The 18,913-nt window shown below is 61.9% G+C and carries 23 protein-coding genes, 1 other RNA gene and 1 pseudogene; 12 read left to right on the top strand and 13 right to left on the bottom strand.

All coding sequences use genetic code 11. The features are described from left to right. Positions 1–56: 56 nt before the first annotated feature. Positions 57–308, bottom strand: a pseudogene (locus tag NKJ08_RS06865) (DUF1304 domain-containing protein); the annotation flags it as partial. Positions 309–493: 185 nt separating this feature from the next. Between NKJ08_RS06865 and NKJ08_RS06860 the strand changes: the two are divergent. Continuing rightward, positions 494–1,978, top strand: coding sequence for a carboxypeptidase M32 (locus NKJ08_RS06860; protein ID WP_352522881.1), 1,485 nt, complete (start codon positions 494–496; stop codon positions 1,976–1,978). Between the two features lie 205 nt (positions 1,979–2,183). Beyond that, complete coding sequence (locus tag NKJ08_RS06855; protein ID WP_352781564.1) at positions 2,184–4,208, top strand: DUF3857 domain-containing protein; 2,025 nt, start codon at positions 2,184–2,186, stop codon at positions 4,206–4,208. 126 nt (positions 4,209–4,334) lie between these two features. Here the strand turns inward: NKJ08_RS06855 and NKJ08_RS06850 are convergent, their stop codons facing one another. Further along, on the bottom strand, positions 4,335–6,137 hold the full coding sequence (locus NKJ08_RS06850) for an ABC transporter transmembrane domain-containing protein (RefSeq protein ID WP_352781563.1): 1,803 nt from the start codon (positions 6,135–6,137) through the stop codon (positions 4,335–4,337). A 204-nt stretch (positions 6,138–6,341) separates the two neighbouring features. Between NKJ08_RS06850 and rpmE the strand changes: the two genes are divergently transcribed. After that, on the top strand, positions 6,342–6,563 hold the full coding sequence (gene rpmE, locus NKJ08_RS06845; protein ID WP_006327661.1) for a 50S ribosomal protein L31: 222 nt from the start codon (positions 6,342–6,344) through the stop codon (positions 6,561–6,563). 67 nt (positions 6,564–6,630) lie between these two features. Here the strand turns inward: rpmE and NKJ08_RS06840 are convergent, their stop codons facing one another. Next, a complete protein-coding gene (locus tag NKJ08_RS06840) occupies positions 6,631–7,272 on the bottom strand; it encodes a TetR/AcrR family transcriptional regulator (RefSeq protein ID WP_352522884.1) in 642 nt (213 codons plus the stop codon). A gap of 177 nt (positions 7,273–7,449) precedes the next feature. Here NKJ08_RS06840 and NKJ08_RS06835 point away from each other — a divergent pair, with 177 nt between their 5' ends. Further along, on the top strand, positions 7,450–7,929 hold the full coding sequence (locus tag NKJ08_RS06835; RefSeq protein ID WP_352781562.1) for an anthrone oxygenase family protein: 480 nt from the start codon (positions 7,450–7,452) through the stop codon (positions 7,927–7,929). 27 nt (positions 7,930–7,956) lie between these two features. Here the strand turns inward: NKJ08_RS06835 and NKJ08_RS06830 are convergent, their stop codons facing one another. From NKJ08_RS06830 to NKJ08_RS06820, 3 genes are all read right to left on the bottom strand, one after another. Continuing rightward, positions 7,957–8,283 carry an Rdx family protein gene (locus tag NKJ08_RS06830; RefSeq protein ID WP_352522886.1) on the bottom strand — a complete coding sequence of 109 codons (327 nt, stop codon included), beginning with the start codon at positions 8,281–8,283 and terminating at the stop codon, positions 7,957–7,959. Next, positions 8,280–9,029, bottom strand: coding sequence for a YebC/PmpR family DNA-binding transcriptional regulator (locus NKJ08_RS06825; protein ID WP_352522887.1), 750 nt, complete (start codon positions 9,027–9,029; stop codon positions 8,280–8,282). The genes NKJ08_RS06830 and NKJ08_RS06825 overlap by 4 nt, the downstream gene beginning before the upstream one ends. A gap of 234 nt (positions 9,030–9,263) precedes the next feature. Further along, complete coding sequence (locus NKJ08_RS06820) at positions 9,264–9,587, bottom strand: ArsR/SmtB family transcription factor (RefSeq protein ID WP_352522888.1); 324 nt, start codon at positions 9,585–9,587, stop codon at positions 9,264–9,266. A gap of 51 nt (positions 9,588–9,638) precedes the next feature. Between NKJ08_RS06820 and NKJ08_RS06815 the strand changes: the two genes are divergently transcribed. From NKJ08_RS06815 to NKJ08_RS06805, 3 genes are read left to right on the top strand one after another with little or no spacing between them, the layout of a single operon-like run. Then, positions 9,639–10,121, top strand: a complete 483-nt coding sequence (locus NKJ08_RS06815) for an SRPBCC domain-containing protein (protein WP_352522889.1) — start codon at positions 9,639–9,641, stop codon at positions 10,119–10,121. Between the two features lie 16 nt (positions 10,122–10,137). After that, entirely contained in the window at positions 10,138–10,500 is a 363-nt protein-coding gene (locus NKJ08_RS06810) for a VOC family protein (RefSeq protein ID WP_352522890.1), read from the top strand. A 32-nt stretch (positions 10,501–10,532) separates the two neighbouring features. Continuing rightward, the gene (locus NKJ08_RS06805) at positions 10,533–11,000 is read left to right on the top strand and encodes an SRPBCC family protein (RefSeq protein ID WP_352522891.1); all 468 of its coding nucleotides are present in this window, start codon (positions 10,533–10,535) and stop codon (positions 10,998–11,000) included. A 31-nt stretch (positions 11,001–11,031) separates the two neighbouring features. Here the strand turns inward: NKJ08_RS06805 and NKJ08_RS06800 are convergent, their stop codons facing one another. From NKJ08_RS06800 to ssrS, 4 genes are all read right to left on the bottom strand, one after another. Beyond that, positions 11,032–11,799 (bottom strand): TerC family protein, encoded by a 768-nt coding sequence (locus tag NKJ08_RS06800; protein ID WP_352522892.1) that lies wholly within the window; start codon positions 11,797–11,799, stop codon positions 11,032–11,034. 70 nt (positions 11,800–11,869) lie between these two features. Then, entirely contained in the window at positions 11,870–12,694 is an 825-nt protein-coding gene (locus NKJ08_RS06795; RefSeq protein ID WP_023678036.1) for a TIGR00282 family metallophosphoesterase, read from the bottom strand. 8 nt (positions 12,695–12,702) lie between these two features. After that, entirely contained in the window at positions 12,703–13,290 is a 588-nt protein-coding gene (locus NKJ08_RS06790) for a 5-formyltetrahydrofolate cyclo-ligase (RefSeq protein WP_352522893.1), read from the bottom strand. 81 nt (positions 13,291–13,371) lie between these two features. Then, a non-coding RNA gene (gene ssrS / locus NKJ08_RS06785) (6S RNA) lies at positions 13,372–13,527 on the bottom strand. 175 nt (positions 13,528–13,702) lie between these two features. Here ssrS and NKJ08_RS06780 point away from each other — a divergent pair. The 5 genes from NKJ08_RS06780 to msrB all read left to right on the top strand — a co-directional run bounded on the left by NKJ08_RS06780 (position 13,703) and on the right by msrB (position 17,648). Then, entirely contained in the window at positions 13,703–14,542 is an 840-nt protein-coding gene (locus NKJ08_RS06780) for an AAA family ATPase (protein WP_352522894.1), read from the top strand. A gap of 116 nt (positions 14,543–14,658) precedes the next feature. Then, positions 14,659–15,105 carry a GNAT family N-acetyltransferase gene (locus NKJ08_RS06775; protein ID WP_352781561.1) on the top strand — a complete coding sequence of 149 codons (447 nt, stop codon included), beginning with the start codon at positions 14,659–14,661 and terminating at the stop codon, positions 15,103–15,105. Positions 15,106–15,113: 8 nt separating this feature from the next. Further along, a complete protein-coding gene (locus tag NKJ08_RS06770) occupies positions 15,114–16,304 on the top strand; it encodes a vWA domain-containing protein (protein WP_352522896.1) in 1,191 nt (396 codons plus the stop codon). 32 nt (positions 16,305–16,336) lie between these two features. After that, the gene (locus NKJ08_RS06765) at positions 16,337–17,134 is read left to right on the top strand and encodes an MBL fold metallo-hydrolase (RefSeq protein ID WP_352522897.1); all 798 of its coding nucleotides are present in this window, start codon (positions 16,337–16,339) and stop codon (positions 17,132–17,134) included. A 109-nt stretch (positions 17,135–17,243) separates the two neighbouring features. Next, positions 17,244–17,648, top strand: a complete 405-nt coding sequence (msrB, locus tag NKJ08_RS06760) for a peptide-methionine (R)-S-oxide reductase MsrB (protein WP_352781560.1) — start codon at positions 17,244–17,246, stop codon at positions 17,646–17,648. A gap of 3 nt (positions 17,649–17,651) precedes the next feature. Here the strand turns inward: msrB and NKJ08_RS06755 are convergent, their stop codons facing one another. The 3 genes from NKJ08_RS06755 to NKJ08_RS06745 form a co-directional block, all read right to left on the bottom strand. Next, a complete protein-coding gene (locus NKJ08_RS06755; RefSeq protein WP_352522899.1) occupies positions 17,652–17,966 on the bottom strand; it encodes a hypothetical protein in 315 nt (104 codons plus the stop codon). A 71-nt stretch (positions 17,967–18,037) separates the two neighbouring features. Next, complete coding sequence (locus tag NKJ08_RS06750) at positions 18,038–18,478, bottom strand: hypothetical protein (protein ID WP_352522900.1); 441 nt, start codon at positions 18,476–18,478, stop codon at positions 18,038–18,040. 62 nt (positions 18,479–18,540) lie between these two features. After that, positions 18,541–18,801, bottom strand: a complete 261-nt coding sequence (locus tag NKJ08_RS06745) for a DUF2312 domain-containing protein (RefSeq protein ID WP_023800031.1) — start codon at positions 18,799–18,801, stop codon at positions 18,541–18,543. Between the last annotated feature and the right edge of the window lie 112 nt (positions 18,802–18,913).

The raw sequence follows: 18,913 nt of genomic DNA, 5'->3' as shown, positions 1-18,913 counted from the left end.
GTCTTCATATACTGTTTTCCCCCCCCCCCGGGCCCGGGTCTCTACCGGCGGGCCCCCGCGACGCAGAGCAGGAAGAAGACTTTGAACTGGAAACCGGCTTCGCCGAGGTAAAGCCCCCAGATCAGCCCGGCTGCGAGAAAGCCGTTGTAAAGCCCCTGATTGGCCGCAAGCACTTTCGAGACACTGGCGAATTCCGGCGTCAGCTTGAACGCCATGTGGCCGCGCGGCGTGTCCCACAGCACCATCTCCAGATAGACGATGTAGAGGTGGATCACGGCCACCAGCCCGACCAGCACATTGGCGATCATGTTTCGTCTTCCCATCGCGGTCTGCCGCCGCCAGACGACATTGATCACGCGCGCCGCCGCTTCCGCAAGATGCCTTTCGGCCGTTGCAGCCGGCAATCAATGCGTCGATCGCAGACGGCCTTCAGGGGTTGCCAACACTTTTGCATTGGTATCTTTTCCCGCCGTCAAATCAGCGGAACCCCACCATGTCCTTTCAAAAACTCGACGACCTCGGCCACAAGCTCGAAGCGCTGGAACATGCGCTCGCCATCCTCGGCGCCGACGAGGCGACCCATATGGCGGTCGGCGGCGGCGAGAAACGCGCAGAGGCGATGTCGGCGCTGGCCGGCATGCACCACGCCCGAGCGACTGCGCCCGAGATCGCCGACTGGATCGCGGCGGCCGAGCGGGAAGCGCTGAACCAAGAGCAGCAAGCCGCGGTCAGGGAATTCCGCCGGCAATACACCAACCTGACCTGCCTGCCGGTCGAGTTCGTCGAGCGCCAGACGACCGCGCGCATGCGCTCGGAGCAGCTCTGGCGCGACCTGCGCGCCAAGAACGACTGGACTGGCTTCCTGCCGGCGCTGGAAGGCGTCGTGGCGCTGGTGCGCGAGGAGGCAGCACTTCGCGCCGAGGTGCTCGGGCTCGAGCCCTACGACGCGCTGATGGAGCAGTATGACCCCGGTAACCGCGCCGCCGACATCACGCCGGTGTTTGCCGAGTTGAAGGCATTCCTGAAAGGCTTCGTGCCGGAGGCGCTGGCGGTGCAGGAGGCGCGGCTGGCGAGGCGTCCGCTGAAGCCGCTATCGGGCAGCTACCCGATCGACAAGCAACGCGAACTCGGCCTCGCCATGATGGCAGCGGTCGGCTTCGATCTCACCCATGGTTCGCTGTCGGTCTCGCACCATCCGTTCTGCGGCGGCGTGCCGAGCGACGTGCGCATCACCACCCGCTACAAGACCTCGGATTTCCTGTCGGCGCTGATGGGCGTGCTGCACGAGACCGGCCATGCGCTGTACGAGCAGAACCTGCCGAAGGCATGGGCGCACTGGCCGCTCGGCAGAGCGCGCGGCATGGCCGTCCATGAGAGCCAGAGCCTGTTCGTCGAAAAGCAGATTGGCCGCAACCCGGAGTTCTGGCGCTGGGCGCTGCCGGTGGTCGAAAGGCACCTTGGTGAGAGCTGGACGATCGACGACATCCTGCCGCATGTGCACCGGGTCGAGCGCGGCCTGATCCGCGTCGACGCCGACGAGGTGACCTATCCGCTGCATGTCATCCTGCGCTACGAGCTGGAACAGGAGCTTGTCTCGGGACGGCTGGAAGCAGCCGACCTGCCCGAAGCCTGGGATGCCAAGATGCGCGATTATCTTGGCCTGTCGACATCGGGCAATCCGGCTGATGGTCCGATGCAGGACGTCCACTGGCCGGGTGCGGCCTTCGGCTATTTCCCCTCCTATACGCTGGGCGCCATGATGGCGGCGCAGCAATGGGCGGCGCTGACGCGAGATCATCCTTCAGCCGACGAAGACCTTGCCAGGGGAGATTTCGCCGCGATCAACGACTGGCGCCGCAAAAGGATCTGGTCGCAAGGCTCGCGCTGGTCGACGCCGGAACTGCTCGAACGCGCCACCGGCGAAAAGCTCAATGCCGTGCATTTCACCGATCACCTGAAGAAGCGGTACGGGAACTGAGCCCCTTCGTCTATTAGTGGTTCTTGCTGAGGAGACTGCAGAAATCCCGAAACGGGCCTTTACTTTGGTGGGAAAGCCTCTGAAAAAGGACTTCTTGCAAGTTGGGCGCGCATAGATGTCTGCCTGTTACAGTTTTCGTAGGGTGAAGTCTTTCTGGCCCCGCCTGGTATTTTTCATCTTATTGATCGGCCTGAGTTCTCCCGCCATGTCCGACGACATGGTTCTCAAGGGTCCGGCAGAAAGCTGGGTAAAGCAGGTTGATATTCCGGCTGCCGATCCCACCCGATCGGATCAAATCAAGAATGGCGTTTCATGGCTGCTCTCGGACGATCAGATCAAGTATCGCGCCGGCGGCTATGTCGAGTACTCGCGCACCGTCTATAAAATCGTCGACCGTCCCGGCCTCGATCGGGGCGCAAGTATCGATCTGCAGTTCGATCCGTCCCGGCACAAGGTTACGCTCAACCATCTTCACATCATCCGCGATGGCGCCGTTTTGGACCGGCTGGGAGACGTCGAATTCGATATCTTCCGCAGGGAAAGAGACGCCGAGAAAGGCGTCTTCGATGGCTGGCTGACGGCCCATGTCAACATCGATGACGTGCGCGCCGGCGACATCGTCGACTACGGATCGACCTATGAGATAACGCCGCTCGTCGGTAAGGATCTTTTCTTCAAGAACTTCTCCGCCGAATGGGAAGAGCCGGTGGCGCTGATCCGCACAAGCATCATTTGGCCTTCGGGCCAGCCGCTCGAGATCAAGGCAAGGGGAACCCAACTCAAACCTGCGATCTCCTCGACAGGGCCGGACACGACCTATCTGTGGGAAATTCCAAATCCGAAACCGGTCAATGTCGAAGAAAACCTGCCCGTGACGTATCCAGGCTGGGGCTCTATCGATGTTGCGTCGACCGCGAATTGGCAAAGTGTGGTCGATGCTGTTGCGCCCTATTACAAGCCAGCGACCGTTTTTCCCTCGGCATTCGCCGCAAAGCTTGACGACATCGCTCTCCGGCATCCAGTGCCCGAAGACCGGATGGTCGAGACAATGCGATTGGTACAGGGCCAGATCCGTTATGTAAGCCTGTCGATGGGTGCCGGCTCCCACATTCCGCGTGACCCCGCGACGGTCATCCTTAGCGGGTTTGGTGACTGCAAGGACAAGGCACTGCTGCTCGTTTCTTCGCTTGTGCGGCTTGGCATTGCTGCCGAGGTTGCCTTGGCCGACCTCGACGAGGGGCGGGCCCTGGACCAGCATCTGCCGGCGGTTCGCGATTTCGACCATGCCATCGTCAAGGCAAGGATCGGAACAAAGACATATTGGCTGGACGCCACGAACTATCTTCAGGGAGGCAAGGCGCACAATCTCGCGCAGCCCGACTACGGCTTCGCGCTGCCGCTTTCCAGCACCGGCGGATTGGAGAAGATGCCGAGTCCGGAGCTTACCAGCCCATCGATCCAGATCGCGGAGGAATTCGACTTTCCGCGGAAACCGGGCGATCCCCTCGTGCTGACGGTCTTCTCGACATATGAGGACGCCGATGCCGATTGGATGCGCGGCAACTTGGCCAGCCGGTCACTGAGCGAGGTGTCGGACACCTACCTGAAATATTACAACAAGCAATATCCGGGCATCCAAACCGTCGCCAAGCCGGAAGTCGTGGATCGCCGCGACGGCAACATAGTGAGCGTGAAGGAAAGTTATCGCTTGCCGGCGGAGGCGCTGGCGGCCAACGATCTGGCAAAGAATTTTCCGATCCGCGCGGCCGATCTCGGCAACTCTCTTGCAACCCCGACAATCGTCGGCCGTACCGGGCCTATCTCCCTCGGCTCCCGGCTCTACCGGCGTCACAAGGTGACCGTGCGCAACCTCAAGGCGAGGTTCTCCGGTGAGTCGATGAGAAACATCGTGACGCCCTACATGTCGCTCAAGGTGTCCTGGTCCAACACACCTACCCAATTTCAGGTTGAATGGAACTTTCAGACGCTGGCGACTGAAGTGCCGGCCAAGGCGATCGCCGACTACCTGAAAACCGTCGATGACGTCGCAGACGAAATACGGTGGCAGTACGATTTTACCTATGAAGAGCCGCCAGCCAATGTGCAACTCAGCGATCCAGCTAAGGAGCAGCGACAGGCCATCGCCAGCATGCTTTTGTTGTCGTTGCTTGTCGGCGTTCCACTGTTCATCGCCTATCGACGCGGTAAACGCCGAGCTTTCGGTAGCTGAAGAATCTCGGCGGCCGCTGGGGACCATGACCCCGAAAAGTGGATGCCGGTTTTCGGAAAAGATCATGGTCAAACAAGAAGATGGAGCCTCATCCCGATTTCATCGGGATGGAACAGGCTAGCGATGCTACTCCGCCGCGCCCCTGAAAGCATTCGCCCCGCTTTCGAACTGCAGCTTGGCCAGCCGCGCATAGATGCCGCCCTTGGCGACCAGGCTCTGATGCGTGCCTTCCTCGACGATGCGGCCGCCATCCATGACCAGGATGCGATCGGCTTTCAGCACTGTTGCCAGCCGATGGGCGATGACGATCGTGGTGCGGCCCTGCATCAGCCGGTCCAGCGCCGTCTGCACCAGCGTCTCGCTTTCGGCATCTAGTGCCGAGGTCGCCTCGTCGAGCAGAAGGATCGGCGCATCGCGCAAAATGGCGCGGGCGATCGCCACACGCTGGCGCTGGCCGCCCGACAGCGTCACGCCGCGCTCGCCGACCTGGCTGTCATAGCCCTTTTCGAGCCTCAGGATGAACTCGTCGGCAAGCGCGTCCTTCGCCGCCGCCTCGATCTCGGCCTGGCTGGCACCCGGCCGGCCAAAGCCGATATTGTCGCGCGCGCTCGCCGCAAAGATGGTGACGTCCTGCGGCACGATGGCGATGCGCGCGCGGATCGCGGCCGGATCGCCCTCGCGCAAATCGACGCCGTCGATGACGATCCTGCCGGCCTCCGGATCGTAGAAGCGCAGAAGTAGCGAAAAGACTGTGCTCTTGCCGGCGCCCGACGGCCCGACGATCGCCACCGTCTCGCCGGGTTTGACCTGAAAGCTCAGGCCGTGGACGGCGGCGCGGTCGGGCCGGGCCGGATAGGAGAAGGAGACATCGTCGAAGCTGATTGCGCCTCTCGCTTTCGCCGGCAGCGGTTTCGGATCGGTGGGCGCCTGGATCGCGGGCATTTCGGCCAGGATCTCGGTCAGCCGTTCGGCAGCGCCCGCTGCCTGGGCAAGTTCGCCCCAGACTTCCGAAAGGGCGCCGAGCGCCCCGGCGGCGAACACCGAATAGAGCAGGAATTGGCCGAGCGTGCCCGGCGACAACGTACCCTCGAGCACGTCGCGCGAGCCGAACCAAAGCACCGCCACCACCGAGGAAAAGATCATGAAGATGGCGAAGAAGGTGAGAAAGGAGCGAGCAAAGATCGAGGCCCGCGCCGCTTCGAACGCTGCTTCCACGGCGGATGAAAAATACCCGGTGACAAGCTTCTCGTTGGTGAAGGCCTGCAGGGTGCGCACCGCGCCTATCTGCTCGCTGGCATAGGCGGTGGCATTGGCCAGCGTGTCCTGTGCCAGTCGTGACTTCCGCCGCACCGAGCGGCCGAAGGCGACCAGCGGCAGCACGATCACCGGAATAGCTGCGATGACCAGGCCGGACAGCTTTGGGCTGGTGAAGACCATCATCGCCACGGCGCCGAGGCCGAGGATGACGTTGCGCAGCGCCACCGAGGCGGTAGCACCGACCGCCGATTTGACCTGTGTCGTGTCGGCGGCGAGCCGCGAGACGATCTCGCCCGACTGGGCCGTGTCGAAGAAGGAGGGCGACAGTGTCGTGACGTGGGCAAAGACATCGCGGCGGATATCGGCAACGACGCGCTCGCCCAGCGTGATGACGAAATAGTAGCGGCTGGCTGACGCCGCCGCCAGCACGGCGGCCATCACCACCAGCATGGCGAAATATTCGGCAATGAAGCTGGAATCGGAAGCGGAAAAGCCGTGGTCTATCATCCGCCGCACGGCCAGCGGCAGCGCCAGCGTCGTCGCCGCCGCGACGGCCAGCGAGACGATCGCGCCGATGACCATTTTGCGGTAATGGGTGATGTAGGGAAACAGGCGCTGCAGCGGTCTCAGCGAGCGCCTGCGCTCGTCTGCATCGCCGCTGATGTTCGCCATGACCGTTTCCTTTGGCCCTTTGGGGTTTGCGCGATCAATATGCGCTTGCCGCGGCCTTGTGATTCAATTCCGGCTGATGTATAGGCTCGCCGACCGTTTTAGAAGCCGTGGCTCCTCAATAGCTGCGGCTTCGAGTTTTAAAAAGGGGCGCATCGACGCAGGCTTTAGCCCGTCGGCAGCACCCGGCAAGCCAGGAACAGAACCATGAAGACCGACATCCATCCCGACTACCACACCATCAAGGTCGTCATGACCGACGGCACCGAATACATGACCCGTTCGACCTGGGGCAAGGAAGGCGATACGATGAACCTCGATATCGACCCGACCACCCATCCGGCCTGGACCGGCGGCCAGCAGACCCTGCTCGACCGCGGCGGCCGCCTGTCGAAGTTCAAGAAGCGCTTCGAAGGTTTCGGCCTTTAAGCCAAGCGATCTTTCGTACATCGAAAACCCGCCGTCGAGGCGGGTTTTTTGTTGCCGGGGTGCGGCCCTACCGGTCCACCAGTTCCCGCAGCGCCATCCGCTTGTAGGCGGCAACCAGCCTGTCGCCCTCTTGCCGCTCGACCGAGATCGCCAGCCGCATGGTGGCCTCGCCCATCTGCCAGATAAGAAACGCCGTCGTTTCCAGCGCCGCCGGATCGGCAGACGGCCGCAGCTTTTTCAGCACGGCGGTGAGGAATTCGGCGTTGGCCCGGCTGTCGGCAAGTTCGAGGTCGCGCAGCGCCTTATCGGCCTGCGTGCCCGACCAGATGTCGCGCATCACCGGCTCCGCCAGGAACAGCGCGTAATAGGTATCCACCAGTTCCGAAAACGCCCTGCATAGGCCTTCGGCGTCACTGACCTCCGCCAGTGCCGCCGCAATGCAGGCCTGGCTCTCTGCGGTATAGCGCTCGGCCAGCGCCCAGATGATCGCCCGCTTGTCCGGCAAGAACTGATAGAGCGAGCCGATCGACACGCCGGCTCTCTTCGCCACCTCGCCCATGCGCATCGCGTCGCTGCCTTGCTCGGCGATCAGTGCCGAGGCGGCGGCCAGCATCCGCTCGACCCGCTCGCGGCTGCGCTGCTGGCTTGGCGTCCGGCGCGGCGATGCGATCTGGCCATCCTGTGAACCCGATACGGTCGAGCCTTCCATCACTGTCTCCAGGCGAATTGGCCAACAATTGGCTTGACTCGTAAAATACGAGGGTTTATCACGTTTTGCAAATATGAGGATTACTCACGTTTGCGGGCAAGGAAATCGGTCGCGCCCCAAAAGACTTTTCCGCTTATGCAATCGAAACCACCTCAACCGGCATCTGGAGCAACTGACATGATCATGAAACTGCTTCCCACCCTCACCTTCGTCGCTGCCCTTGGTTCAGGCATCGTCGGCGGTGTTTTCTTCGCCTTTTCCAGCTTCGTCATGCCGGGCCTCGCCCGCATGCCGGCCGCGGGCGGCATCGCCGCCATGAATTCGCTCAACGTCACTGCGGTGACGCCGATGTTCATGACCGCACTTTTCGGCACCGGGCTGGTGTGTCTTGTCCTCGCCGCAGGCGCTCTTATCGGCTTGAGCCAACCGGGTGCGTTCTGGCTTCTCGCCGGCGCCCTGATCTATCTCGTCGGCAACCCGATCGTGACGATGATCTTCAACGTGCCGCTCAACAACGCCTTGGCTGCCGTCGATCCGGCCAGCGCCAATGGCGCCGCTATGTGGACCACCTATCTCAGGGACTGGGTGATGTGGAACCATGTCCGCACCATCACCGCCATCGCCGCGCTGGGCTGTTTCATCATGGCATGGCGGTGAATGCAGGGGCAGAAATGTGAACGACCCTCAGGCAGGGTCTTTTGACGTGGGATCTTTTGACTTGTGGCTCTTGCGATCGGCATGGCCGAGATCGCGATCCGGATCGATTACGTCGCGAACCAGTTGCTTGAGCTTTGCGGCATCGGGAAAGCCGCCGTCACGCTTGCGGTCCCAGACCAGCGTGTCATTACAGGAAATGGTGAAGATGCCGCCGGTGCCGGGCACCAGCGCCACTTCGCCGAGATCCGTGCCGAAGGTCGACAGCAACTCCTGCGCCATCCAGCCGGCCCTGAGCAGCCACTGGCACTGCGTGCAATAGGTGATGCGGACCTGGGGCAGCGCCTGTTCGGTCATGCCGCGCTGAGCTTCGCCAAGGTCTCCTCGTCGACCTCGAAATTGGCGTAGACGCTCTGCACGTCGTCGTCGTCCTCGAGCGTCGCGACCAGCTTCATCAGCGATTGTGCCCGCTCCTCGTCGACCGCGATATTGGTCTGCGGCTTCCAGATCGGCTTCACCGATTCAGCCTCGCCGAGCGCGCCTTCCAGCGCCTTCGACACTTCGCCGAGATTCTCGAAGGCGCAGTAGATCGTGTGGCCTTCCTCGTCCGACTGGACGTCGTCGGCACGGGCCTCGATCGCCGCATCCATCACCTTCTCGGCGCTGCCAGCCGCTACCGGATAGTAGATCTCGCCGACGCGGTCCCACATGAACGACACCGAGCCGGTCTCGCCCATCGCCCCGCCGGCCTTGGTGAAGGCAGCGCGCACATTCGACGCGGAGCGGTTGCGGTTGTCGGTCAGCGCCTCGACGATCAGCGCGACGCCGCCCGGCCCGTACCCTTCGTAGCGCACGGCTTCGTAAGTCTCGGCATCGCCCATCGACGCCTTGTTAATGGCGCGCTGGATATTGTCCTTCGGCATCGACACCGCCTTGGCGTTCTGCACGGCAAGGCGCAGGCGTGGGTTCATCGATGGATCGGGCGTGCCGCTCTTGGCCGCGACGGTGATTTCGCGCGCCAGCTTGGAAAACATTTTCGATCGCACCGCATCCTGGCGGCCCTTGCGATGCATGATGTTCTTGAACTGTGAATGGCCAGCCATGGCACCCCTGTCGTCTTCTCGGCTAGAGCATCTGCGGCCTAGTGAACCACCCGGCGTCTTGCAAAATGCTCGAATTCAAAATTTCAGAACGTCCTGCTGCGTCCGGACGGACGTACGACGCTCTATATCGGAATGGCCGGCTTATAGATAAATCGGCTCAATTCGTCCAGCGGCGCCGTGGCGGAGGACGCGTGAGGGTTTTGAGACCCGAAAATGGCAGGCTTCGGCGGCCGTTCATCCCTCCAGATCGGATTTCAGCCGGTCGAGGATGCTGATCGCATGCGTGGCATATTGGCTGATCCAGCGGTCGTGGATGTGCTTGATCGGCAGCGCGTTGAGATGGTTCCAGCGCTCGCGGCCCTCGCGGCGCACCACAACCAGGTCGGCCTCCTCCAGCACCTTCAGATGCAGCATGACCGTGCAGCGGTCCATGTCGGGGAAGGCATCGCACAACATGCCGGTGGTCTGCGGCGCATTCTTCAGCTGGTCCAGCAACTCACGCCGGCGCGGATGCGCCAGCGCCTTGAAAACATTGTCGTCCTGCGATCGGCTTGACATGTTATATTTATATAACATATCATTGATCCATTCAAGGAAGGAGCTGTGGATATGTCTCTTGGATTCAGAGTTTCGGGGCGCATCGGCAAGCCGGTCGCCGAAGTCTTCGACGCAGTCGTCAACCCGAAGAAACTCAGCTTCTATTTCACTACCATCGGCGGCGCCAGCGCGCCGCTGGTAGCGGGCGCCGGTGTTGTCTGGTGGGGCAAGGTTCCCGTCGAGGTCGACGAGGTGGTCAGGGACAGCCGCATCGTGCTGCGCTGGGACGCTACCGACGCCGACGGCAAGCCGGCCTACAAGACCCGCATCGAGATGAATTTCGAACCGCTCGACGACGGTGGCACCTTCGTCACCATCGCTGAGACCGGCTGGCAGGAGGACGCCGTCGGCCTGAAGAAGTCCTACCTCAATTGCGAGGGCTGGTCGCAGATGCTGGCCTGCTTGAAGGCCTATGTCGAATACGGCATCAATTTGCGCGACGGCTATTACCGCAGCGAGATGAAGGGCGAGCCGGCCAACGAGACCAATATCTGAGAGCAATGGAGCCAAAATGACCGCGAAGATCACCGGCGGCATCAACATCGCGATGAAAGTCCCGCCGCATCAATACCAGGCAACGATCGCCTTCTATCGCGACGTCATCGGCCTGAAGCCATTCACGACCAAAGCGCCTGCCATCGGCTTCGAACTCGGTCCCAATCGGCTGTGGATCGACGAGGCGCTGATGATGAGCCAGGCCGAGATCTGGCTGGAACTGTTCACCGAGGATTTTCCGGCCGCTGCGGAGCATCTCGCCAAGGCCGGCGTCGTGCGCTGCGACGCCATCGAAGCACTGGGTGAAGGCTTCCGCGGCGGCTGGATCACCAACCCGGCCAACATCATTCACCTCGTGCGCGAACCCGATGCCTGGTGAACAGGCGGCGTCTTCATGAAAAGGAGCACGATATGGAAATCCGTGAAACACCGACCGCCGAAGCCGGCATGCTGATAAGGCGGCCGGTCGCCGAAGTGTTCGAAGCCTTCATTGACCCCGCGATCACGACGAAATTCTGGTTCACCCATGGCAGCGACAGGCTGGACAGCGGCAACAAAGTTCGCTGGGAATGGCGCATGTATGGCGTCTCGACGGCGGTGATGGTCAGCGAGATCGTACCGAACGAGAAGATCGTCATGCAATGGAGCGATCCGCCGACCACTGTGGTGTGGACTTTTACCGAGATGCCGGGCGGAACGACCTTTGTCGAGGTTCGCAATTTCGGCTTTGCCGGCAGCGGCGACGAGCAAGTCAACCAGGCGATCGGCTCGACCGATGGCTTTGCGCTGGTGCTCGCCGGCGCCAAGGCGTGGCTCGAGCACGGCCTGACGCTTGGCCTGATCAGCGACCGTCATCCGAAAGGCGTGTCGGCGGCTTAGAACGCGCGGCTCTCAGGGATGCCTGCCATCCTCAGTGCCCGCCACCGGACTTTGCCTTCTTCCGCCGCCGCGCCAACATGTTGAGTCCTTCGACCAGTGCCGAAAAACCCATCGCCGCGTAGATGTAGCCCTTGGGTACATGGTAGCCCATGCCGTCGGCGATCAGCGTCATGCCGATCATCAGCAGGAAGCCGAGCGCCAGCATGACGATGCTGGGGTTCTTGGCGATGAAATCGGCCAGCGGCCCGGCCGCCAGCATCATCACGCTCACCGCCACGATCACCGCGATGTACATGATCGCGATTTCGTCGGTCATGCCGACCGCGGTGATGATCGAGTCGATCGAGAAGACGAGGTCGAGCAGCAGGATCTGAAAGATCGCGCCGGCCAGCGAAAGCTGCAGAGTCTCGCCCATCATCGTGTCCTGGTGATCTTCGAGATCGACCGTGTGGTGGATCTCCTTGGTCGCCTTCCAGACGAGGAACAGGCCGCCGGCGATCAGGATCAGGTCGCGCCAGGAAAAGCCATGGCCGAAAGCGGTGAATATCGGCGTCGTCAGCTGGACGATGATCGAGATGGTGGCAAGCAGGATCAGCCGCATCATCAGCGCGGCGGAGATGCCGAGCCGTCGGGCGCGCGCGCGCTGCGCCTCCGGCAATTTGTTGGTGAGGATCGAGATGAAGATCAGATTGTCGATGCCGAGCACGACCTCCAGCACGATCAGCGTCAGCAGCGCGACCCATGCGGTCGGATCTGAGACAAAGGCGAAATGCGGCGCCAGGAATTCGACTAGCTGCATGGAGGTCGTCCCCTCTACGATCTAGAGCAGTTTCGCCGGCAATTGGGTATTGCAAGCGCCTGTATCAATGTCACGACCAGAAGGATGGAGCCGTTTCTTCCAGCCGCGGTCCGCGGCGAAACGGCGCGATCCGTTCGGTCAGGCCGCTACGATCGGAAATGTCGACGCCAACGCCGCACAATGTCGCCGGTCCGGTCGACGCCTCGAAGCGGCCTTTCGGCACCTTGGATAAAAACCGGTTGAGCGGCTCCTCCTTGTCCATGCCGAGCGAGGAATCATAATCGCCGCACATGCCGGCATCGGAAATATAACCCGTGCCGCCATTGAGGATCTGGTGGTCACCAGTCGGCTGATGCGTGTGGGTGCCGACGACAAGGCTGGCACGACCGTCGACGAAATGGGCGAAGCACATTTTTTCCGAGGTCGCTTCGGCATGGAAATCGATGACGATCGCATCGGCCTGCTCGCCGAGCGGACAAGCGGCAAGTTCGCGCTCGCCGGCCTGGAACGGGTCGTCGAGCTCGGGATGCATAAACACCCGGCCCATGATGTTGGCGACCAGCACGCGCGCGCCGTTCCTGGCGATGTAGACGCCTGAGCCGCGCCCTGGCGTACCCTTCGGGAAGTTGGAGGGACGCAGGAAGCGCTCTTCGCGCGGCGCGAAAATCAGCGCGTCGCGCTGGTCCCAGACATGATTGCCGGTGGTGACGACGTCGGCGCCAGCCGAGATCGTCTCGCGAAAAATCTCCTCGGTGATGCCGAAGCCGCCGGCGGCGTTCTCGCCATTGACGATGACGAAGTCGAGTTTGAAATCCGAGATCAGGCCGGGCAGTTGTTCCCACACCGCCGTCCGTCCCGTTTTGCCGACCATGTCGCCGAGGAAGAGAAGTCTCATTCCTCCATCTACAATTCTGGCGCGAAGCGGCGCAACCCGCTCTCGGTGAGTATTTCCGGAAGGATCATGTCATGCGGCTCGTCCGGCACCAGGGCCACCTCCTGGCAGTCGAAGGCGATACCGATCAGCCGCAACTGCTGCCCCTTGTCGACCAGCCGCGCGATCGCCCGGTCGTAATAGCCGGCGCCATAGCCGATGCGGTGGCCGCGCGCATCGAAGGCGGCAAGCGGCACCAGCATCACCTGGGGATCGAGCACCTCGGCTTCGTCATGCGGCCCGACGGTGCCGAAGCCCATGTCGATCATCGGCGCGCCGCGCACCAGTTCGCGAAAGACGATGGTGCTCTTGTCCAGAATGGCCGGCAGGCAGAGCCTTGCCCCCTTCTCGCGCAAGGCAAACATCAGCGGCCGGACGTCGACTTCCGAACGCATCGGCCAGAAGCCGGAGACGATCTGGCCCGGCTCGACCGTCATCCGGTCTCGCGCCGTCTCGGCCATTTCCAGCGCCGCCTCCACCCGCCAGAACGGATCGAGCGCATCGCGGCGCCCGAGTGCTTCGTTGCGGAGATTTTTTTTCAGGTCTTTTGGGGAGGTCATGGAGCCAGGATAGAAAAGTCGGATCTGGGACGAAGGTTCGGGAACGACGTTTTCTACCGCTTGGTCCGCTGAAAATGTAAGTGACGATCCACACAACCGGTGGAGAGAGCGATCCCGGGAACCTACAAAGTAGGTGGGCGCCGTATGAGAAAACCCACGGGTCTTCCCAGGGACAGCTCCCTAGGGATCATTAAGGCCCCGGGGAAAATGTTCTCCTGCCGGGAAGCGCAGACCGTCATCCACCAATATAGGCGGACGGCAGACCAAGCGCCAGAGAGATGACATGCTTGGAGACTTAATTCGACGCAATTGGTGAAGCCGGCGCAAGACCTCACCAAGCGTATGCCGGCAGCAGCGGCTTGCACAGCCAAGGCCCCGTCCTTAGGGTCGCGCGATGAACCCGGGAGCAAAAATGCGTTTCGAAGGCACGGCAGCCTATGTTGCCGACAAGGATCTGATGGTGGCGGTCAACGCGGCGATCGCGCTGGAGCGGCCATTGCTGGTCAAGGGCGAGCCCGGCACCGGCAAGACCGAACTTGCGAGGCAAGTGGCGGCGGCGCTCGGCCTGGAGCTGATCGAATGGCACGTCAAGTCGACGACAAGAGCCCAGCAGGGCCTCTATGAATATGATGCCGTCTCGCGGCTGCGCGACAGCCAGCTCGGCGACGATCGCTTCAACGACATCTGCAATTACATCAAGCGCGGCAAATTATGGGACGCCTTCGCCGCCGGCAAGAAGGTCGTGCTTCTGATCGACGAGATCGACAAGGCCGATATCGAGTTCCCCAACGATTTGTTGCAGGAACTCGACCGGATGGAGTTCTTCGTCTACGAGACCGGCGAGACAATCCGCGCCACCGTGCGGCCGATCGTCATCATTACCTCCAACAACGAGAAGGAATTGCCGGACGCCTTCCTGCGCCGCTGCTTTTTCCACTACATCCGCTTTCCCGACGTCGACACGCTGCACAGAATTGTCGACGTGCACTATCCCGGCATCAAGCAGAACCTCGTGCGAGCAGCACTGACCCAGTTCTACGAGATCCGCGACGTGCCGGGCCTGAAGAAGAAGCCGTCGACCTCCGAGGCGCTGGACTGGATCCGCCTGCTGGTCGCCGACGACATCGCGCCCGAGGACCTGCGCGCCGATCCGAAAAACGCGCTGCCCAAGCTGCACGGCGCGTTGTTGAAGAACGAACAGGACGTGCATCTGTTCGAGCGCCTGGCCTTCATGGCGAGACGGCAAGGGTAAGAAGCGATCCGCTATGGGCCGACGAAAGCCACCGGACAGCGCTTTCCCGTTGCTGGACTGTTGCCGCCCGCCGGGCATCGAGACAGCTTCGGGCCTGAAGCTTCGGAGGAAACGAAATGACCGAGATCACCGTCCGCCCGCTTGCACAATCCGACCATGCCGACTGGCGGCGGCTGTGGACTGCCTATCTCACCTTCTACGAAACCAAGCTGCCGGAAGAGGTCTATGCCGTCACCTGGAAGCGGCTGTTCACGGAAGGTGAGTTTGAGCCGAAGGGCTTCATCGCCACCCTCGACGGCAAGACGGTCGGCCTGACGCACTATCTCTACCATCGCTCCTGCTGGTCGCAGATAAACAACTGCTATCTGCAGGACCTGTTCGCCGACCCGGATGTGCGCGGCAAGGGCGTCGGCGCCGCGCTGATCGAGGCGGTCAAGCAGGAAGCCGGCAAGATCGGCGTCAAGAACGTCTACTGGATGACTCACGAGACCAACACCACCGCGCGCAAGCTCTACGACCGGGTCGCGCGGCGCACCGGTTTCATCGAGTACGATCTGCTGTAGACGGCGCGATGTTCATTCCCTTCTTCCTCGAACTGAAGGCAGCGCGGGTTCCGGTCTCGCTCCGCGAATATCTGTCGCTGCTGGAAGGCCTGGAAGCCGGGCTGGTCGACTATGATGTCGAGGGTTTTTACTATCTCGCCCGCACCGCCCTGGTGAAGGACGAGCGGCACATCGATCGCTTCGACCAGGTCTTTTCGCACATCTTCAAGGGCGTCGAAGCGCTGGCTGGCGAAAACGCGGTCGATGTCAAAAACATCCCGGAGGAATGGCTGCGGCGGCTCGCCGAGAAGCACCTGAGCGACGAGGAGAAAAAGCTGCTCGAGGCGCTGGGCGGCTTCGAAAAGCTGATGGAAACGCTGAAAAAGCGGCTGGAGGAGCAGAAGGGGCGGCATCAGGGCGGCTCGAAATGGATCGGCACCGGCGGTACCTCGCCCTTCGGCGGCTATGGTTACAATCCCGAAGGTGTGCGCATCGGCCAGCACGAAAGCCGCAATCGCCGGGCGGTGAAAGTCTGGGACAAGCGCGAATTCAGGAATTTCGACGATGCCGTCGAGCTCGGCACCCGCAACATCAAGATCGCGCTGAAGCGCCTGCGCCGCTGGGTGCGCGAAGGCGCCGAGGAAGAATTCGACCTGCCAGGCACCATCCACGCCACCGCCGAGCATGGTTATCTTGACGTTAAGACACGACCCGAACGGCGCAATGCCGTGAAGCTGCTGATGTTCTTCGATGTCGGCGGCTCGATGGACGACCACATCAGGAGCGTCGAGGAGCTGTTTTCGGCCGCCCGCGCCGAGTTCCGCCAGCTCGAATATTTCTATTTCCACAACTGCCTTTACGAAGGCGTGTGGAAGGACAATCGCCGCCGCCACGCGGAGGTGATTCCGACCTTCGATCTCCTCCACAAATACGGTCCCGACTACAAGGTGATCGTCGTCGGTGACGCCTCGATGAGCCCCTACGAGATCGCGCATCCCGGCGGCTCGGTTGAGCACTGGAACGCGGAAGCCGGCGCTGTCTGGCTCGACCGTCTGCTGCAGCAATGGCCGAACGCGGTCTGGCTCAACCCGGAAAATGAGAAACACTGGGGTTTTACTAATTCGATCGCCATGATCCGCAACATCTTCGGCGGCCGCATGTTTCCGCTGACGCTCGCCGGGCTCGAAGCCGCGACGAAGCAACTTTCAAGGAAGCATTGAATGGATCTACGGCACGCAAGACAGGAAGACCGATGACCTGTTTCCTTTGCCTGCAATGTGGTGTCCAGTTCGCGGCAACAGCGACGCCGCCGGACCATTGCCCGATCTGCGAGGACGAGCGGCAATATGTGCGCTGGGAGGGCCAGGCCTGGACCACGCCGGAAGAGCTCGCCGCCGGGCATCGGGTCGTGATCAGGGATGATGCCGGCGTGCTCGCCTTCGGCATCGAGCCGCGCTTCGCTATCGGCCAGCGCGCATTGCTGGCGCAAACGCCGCACGGCAATGTGCTGTGGGACTGCATCTCGATGGTCAGCGACGAGGCGGTGGCCGAGATCAACCGCCGGGGCGGCCTGGCCGCCATCGCCATTTCGCACTGCCATTATTATTCGGCAATGGTCGAGTGGAGCGAGGCGTTTGGCGGCGTGCCGATTTATCTGCACGCCGATGATCGTCAGTGGATCATGCGCCCGCATCCGGCAATCATCAGCTGGGAAGGCGAGACGCGCGCCATAAACCCGTCGCTGACGCTCATCCGCTGCGGCGGCCACTTTGCCGGTGGTCAGGTACTGCACTGGAAACGCGACGGCGGCAGCGCCATCTTGGCCGGCGACATCGTGCAGGTGACGCCGACTCGCCGTCACGTCAGCTTTATGTACAGCTACCCGAACTACATCCCGCTCAACGCGACGAAAGTGCTCGGCATCAAGGCCGCGCTGGAGCCTTTCGCGTTCGACCATATCTATGGCGCGTGGTGGAACCAGAACGTCATCGGAGATGCAAAGGCCGCATTTTCAGCATCGATTGCGCGCTATCTCGCCGCCATCGCCTAAGGAATTCTTCGCGGCAGGATAGGAAATACGGGCAAACGCCGTAACAAATGCCTATTTCAGGCGAAGTTGGGAAGGCAACCCAAATAGCGACATAAGCTAAGAGGAAAAAATGGACAGCCACACCTACCCCGTCACCCGCACCGATGCCGAATGGCGCGCCCGGCTGACCCCTGAGCAATATGCGGTGATGCGCAACCACGGCACCGAGCGGCCGGGAAGCTGCGCCCTGCTGCACGAGAAGCGCGCCGGCACCTTCTCCTGCGTCGGCTGCGACCAGCCCTTGTTTGAATCCAAGCTGAAATTCGAGAGCGGCACCGGCTGGCCGAGCTTCAACGACCCAGTGCTGGGTTCAGTCGAGACCACCGTCGACCGCAGCTACGGCATGGTCCGCACCGAATGCCATTGCGCCCGTTGCGGCAGCCATCTCGGCCACGTCTTCGAGGACGGCCCGCCGCCGACCGGCCTGCGCTATTGCATCAACGGCGTGGCGCTCAAATTCGAGCCGGCCGCCTGATCGTCAAACCACGACCACCACGATCAGCCACAACGTGGCGCCAAGCGTCATCAGCGACGCCTTGGCGCCAGCTGAGCTTCCGGCAGTCCGCCAAACGGCAAAGGTTAGGAAGATGTTGTAGGGCACCGGCGCGAAATGCACCGCCAGCACAAGGGCAAGCGGCAACTTCAACCCGAGCAGAATGAGCGCCGCCACCGATGACGCGATGTTGATCGCTGTGCCGACAACGACCAGGTCGCGCCAGAACAGCCGATCGAGCGGCACGCCGCCCAGCCAGCGTGAGCGGAAGAAGGCGGCAACGCGCGATATGATCGTCATCGATCCACCGGCTCCCTCGCTCTGCTCACCAGAGCGACCCTTCCATAAGGATTGCGTTTAGAAACGCTGCTTTATTCCTGACCCAGAACTTCGGCAATTGCGCGCTCGAAACGCCAGGCTTCCGTCACCAGCCAGTCGGCCATCGCCGGCCAATTGTCCTCGGCAAAACAATTCACCCGCCATAGCGAATTGATGCCCAGCCCTTGCAAGCACTGGTCTGGCCTGAGTTTCAGCCTGTCTTCGATCGCCGGCTGGAACGGCCGCAGCCGTGCCCAGACATCGGTAGCGCCAAGCTTCTCGTTGCGGCCGAAAAACACACCGACGACATTCTCAGCCGGCGCGACATACATGGAAATGACCAGACCGAAATCCGGCAGCCCGCGCTGCCAGAACCAGGGCCCGCGTTTTGCCCGGCGAACCAGTTCCTCGGGATGCCGCTCTGCGAAAAGGGTCCAGAAGCCGCGCTGCCGGAATTCCGAGGCGCGGTGGGCGCCGAAGTCGAATTCACTCATGGGCCGGAATCCATGGCTGGAACCGCTTCTCCCGGAACCGTGTTCGGCGCCGAGTCTGGCCTTTACACCATTCCAAGCGCCGCCTTGTAGAGGTCGAGGATGGTTTCCTCTTCCTGCCGCTCGGCCTGGTCCTTCTTGCGCAGCCGGATGATCGACCGCATCGCCTTGGTGTCGAATCCGGTGCCCTTGGCCTCGGCGAACACTTCCTTGATATCGTCGGCGATCGTCTTCTTCTCTTCCTCGAGCCGCTCGATGCGCTCGATGAAGGCGCGCAGCTGGCCGGCGGCAACAGTCTGGCTGGTCTCGGTTATGTCGTCGGCCATATTTTCTCTCCGCGTCGTTTTCTCGCCGCGACTCGGGGTGACCTGAGCAGCGAATTGCAGCGGTTCGATGCCCGACCGGGCGCGGCGGGTCAAGGTGCTATCGATGCGGCAT

Source organism: Mesorhizobium sp. M0244, assembly GCF_040321795.1.
Taxonomy (GTDB): Bacteria; Pseudomonadota; Alphaproteobacteria; order Rhizobiales; family Rhizobiaceae; genus Mesorhizobium.
This window is presented reverse-complemented; position numbering and strand designations above follow the sequence as displayed.

What these genes read in the sequence shown, in the direction of transcription:
- NKJ08_RS06860 (WP_352522881.1), top strand. Translation starts at nt 494, where the DNA reads ATGTCCTTTCAAAAACTCGACGACCTCGGCCACAAGCTCGAAGCGCTG.
- NKJ08_RS06855 (WP_352781564.1), top strand. Translation starts at nt 2,184, where the DNA reads ATGTCCGACGACATGGTTCTCAAGGGTCCGGCAGAAAGCTGGGTAAAG.
- NKJ08_RS06850 (WP_352781563.1), bottom strand. Translation starts at nt 6,137, where the DNA reads ATGGCGAACATCAGCGGCGATGCAGACGAGCGCAGGCGCTCGCTGAGA.
- rpmE (WP_006327661.1), top strand. Translation starts at nt 6,342, where the DNA reads ATGAAGACCGACATCCATCCCGACTACCACACCATCAAGGTCGTCATG.
- NKJ08_RS06840 (WP_352522884.1), bottom strand. Translation starts at nt 7,272, where the DNA reads ATGGAAGGCTCGACCGTATCGGGTTCACAGGATGGCCAGATCGCATCG.
- NKJ08_RS06835 (WP_352781562.1), top strand. Translation starts at nt 7,450, where the DNA reads ATGATCATGAAACTGCTTCCCACCCTCACCTTCGTCGCTGCCCTTGGT.
- NKJ08_RS06830 (WP_352522886.1), bottom strand. Translation starts at nt 8,283, where the DNA reads ATGACCGAACAGGCGCTGCCCCAGGTCCGCATCACCTATTGCACGCAG.
- NKJ08_RS06825 (WP_352522887.1), bottom strand. Translation starts at nt 9,029, where the DNA reads ATGGCTGGCCATTCACAGTTCAAGAACATCATGCATCGCAAGGGCCGC.
- NKJ08_RS06820 (WP_352522888.1), bottom strand. Translation starts at nt 9,587, where the DNA reads ATGTCAAGCCGATCGCAGGACGACAATGTTTTCAAGGCGCTGGCGCAT.
- NKJ08_RS06815 (WP_352522889.1), top strand. Translation starts at nt 9,639, where the DNA reads ATGTCTCTTGGATTCAGAGTTTCGGGGCGCATCGGCAAGCCGGTCGCC.
- NKJ08_RS06810 (WP_352522890.1), top strand. Translation starts at nt 10,138, where the DNA reads ATGACCGCGAAGATCACCGGCGGCATCAACATCGCGATGAAAGTCCCG.
- NKJ08_RS06805 (WP_352522891.1), top strand. Translation starts at nt 10,533, where the DNA reads ATGGAAATCCGTGAAACACCGACCGCCGAAGCCGGCATGCTGATAAGG.
- NKJ08_RS06800 (WP_352522892.1), bottom strand. Translation starts at nt 11,799, where the DNA reads ATGCAGCTAGTCGAATTCCTGGCGCCGCATTTCGCCTTTGTCTCAGAT.
- NKJ08_RS06795 (WP_023678036.1), bottom strand. Translation starts at nt 12,694, where the DNA reads ATGAGACTTCTCTTCCTCGGCGACATGGTCGGCAAAACGGGACGGACG.
- NKJ08_RS06790 (WP_352522893.1), bottom strand. Translation starts at nt 13,290, where the DNA reads ATGACCTCCCCAAAAGACCTGAAAAAAAATCTCCGCAACGAAGCACTC.
- NKJ08_RS06780 (WP_352522894.1), top strand. Translation starts at nt 13,703, where the DNA reads ATGCGTTTCGAAGGCACGGCAGCCTATGTTGCCGACAAGGATCTGATG.
- NKJ08_RS06775 (WP_352781561.1), top strand. Translation starts at nt 14,659, where the DNA reads ATGACCGAGATCACCGTCCGCCCGCTTGCACAATCCGACCATGCCGAC.
- NKJ08_RS06770 (WP_352522896.1), top strand. Translation starts at nt 15,114, where the DNA reads ATGTTCATTCCCTTCTTCCTCGAACTGAAGGCAGCGCGGGTTCCGGTC.
- NKJ08_RS06765 (WP_352522897.1), top strand. Translation starts at nt 16,337, where the DNA reads ATGACCTGTTTCCTTTGCCTGCAATGTGGTGTCCAGTTCGCGGCAACA.
- msrB (WP_352781560.1), top strand. Translation starts at nt 17,244, where the DNA reads ATGGACAGCCACACCTACCCCGTCACCCGCACCGATGCCGAATGGCGC.
- NKJ08_RS06755 (WP_352522899.1), bottom strand. Translation starts at nt 17,966, where the DNA reads ATGACGATCATATCGCGCGTTGCCGCCTTCTTCCGCTCACGCTGGCTG.
- NKJ08_RS06750 (WP_352522900.1), bottom strand. Translation starts at nt 18,478, where the DNA reads ATGAGTGAATTCGACTTCGGCGCCCACCGCGCCTCGGAATTCCGGCAG.
- NKJ08_RS06745 (WP_023800031.1), bottom strand. Translation starts at nt 18,801, where the DNA reads ATGGCCGACGACATAACCGAGACCAGCCAGACTGTTGCCGCCGGCCAG.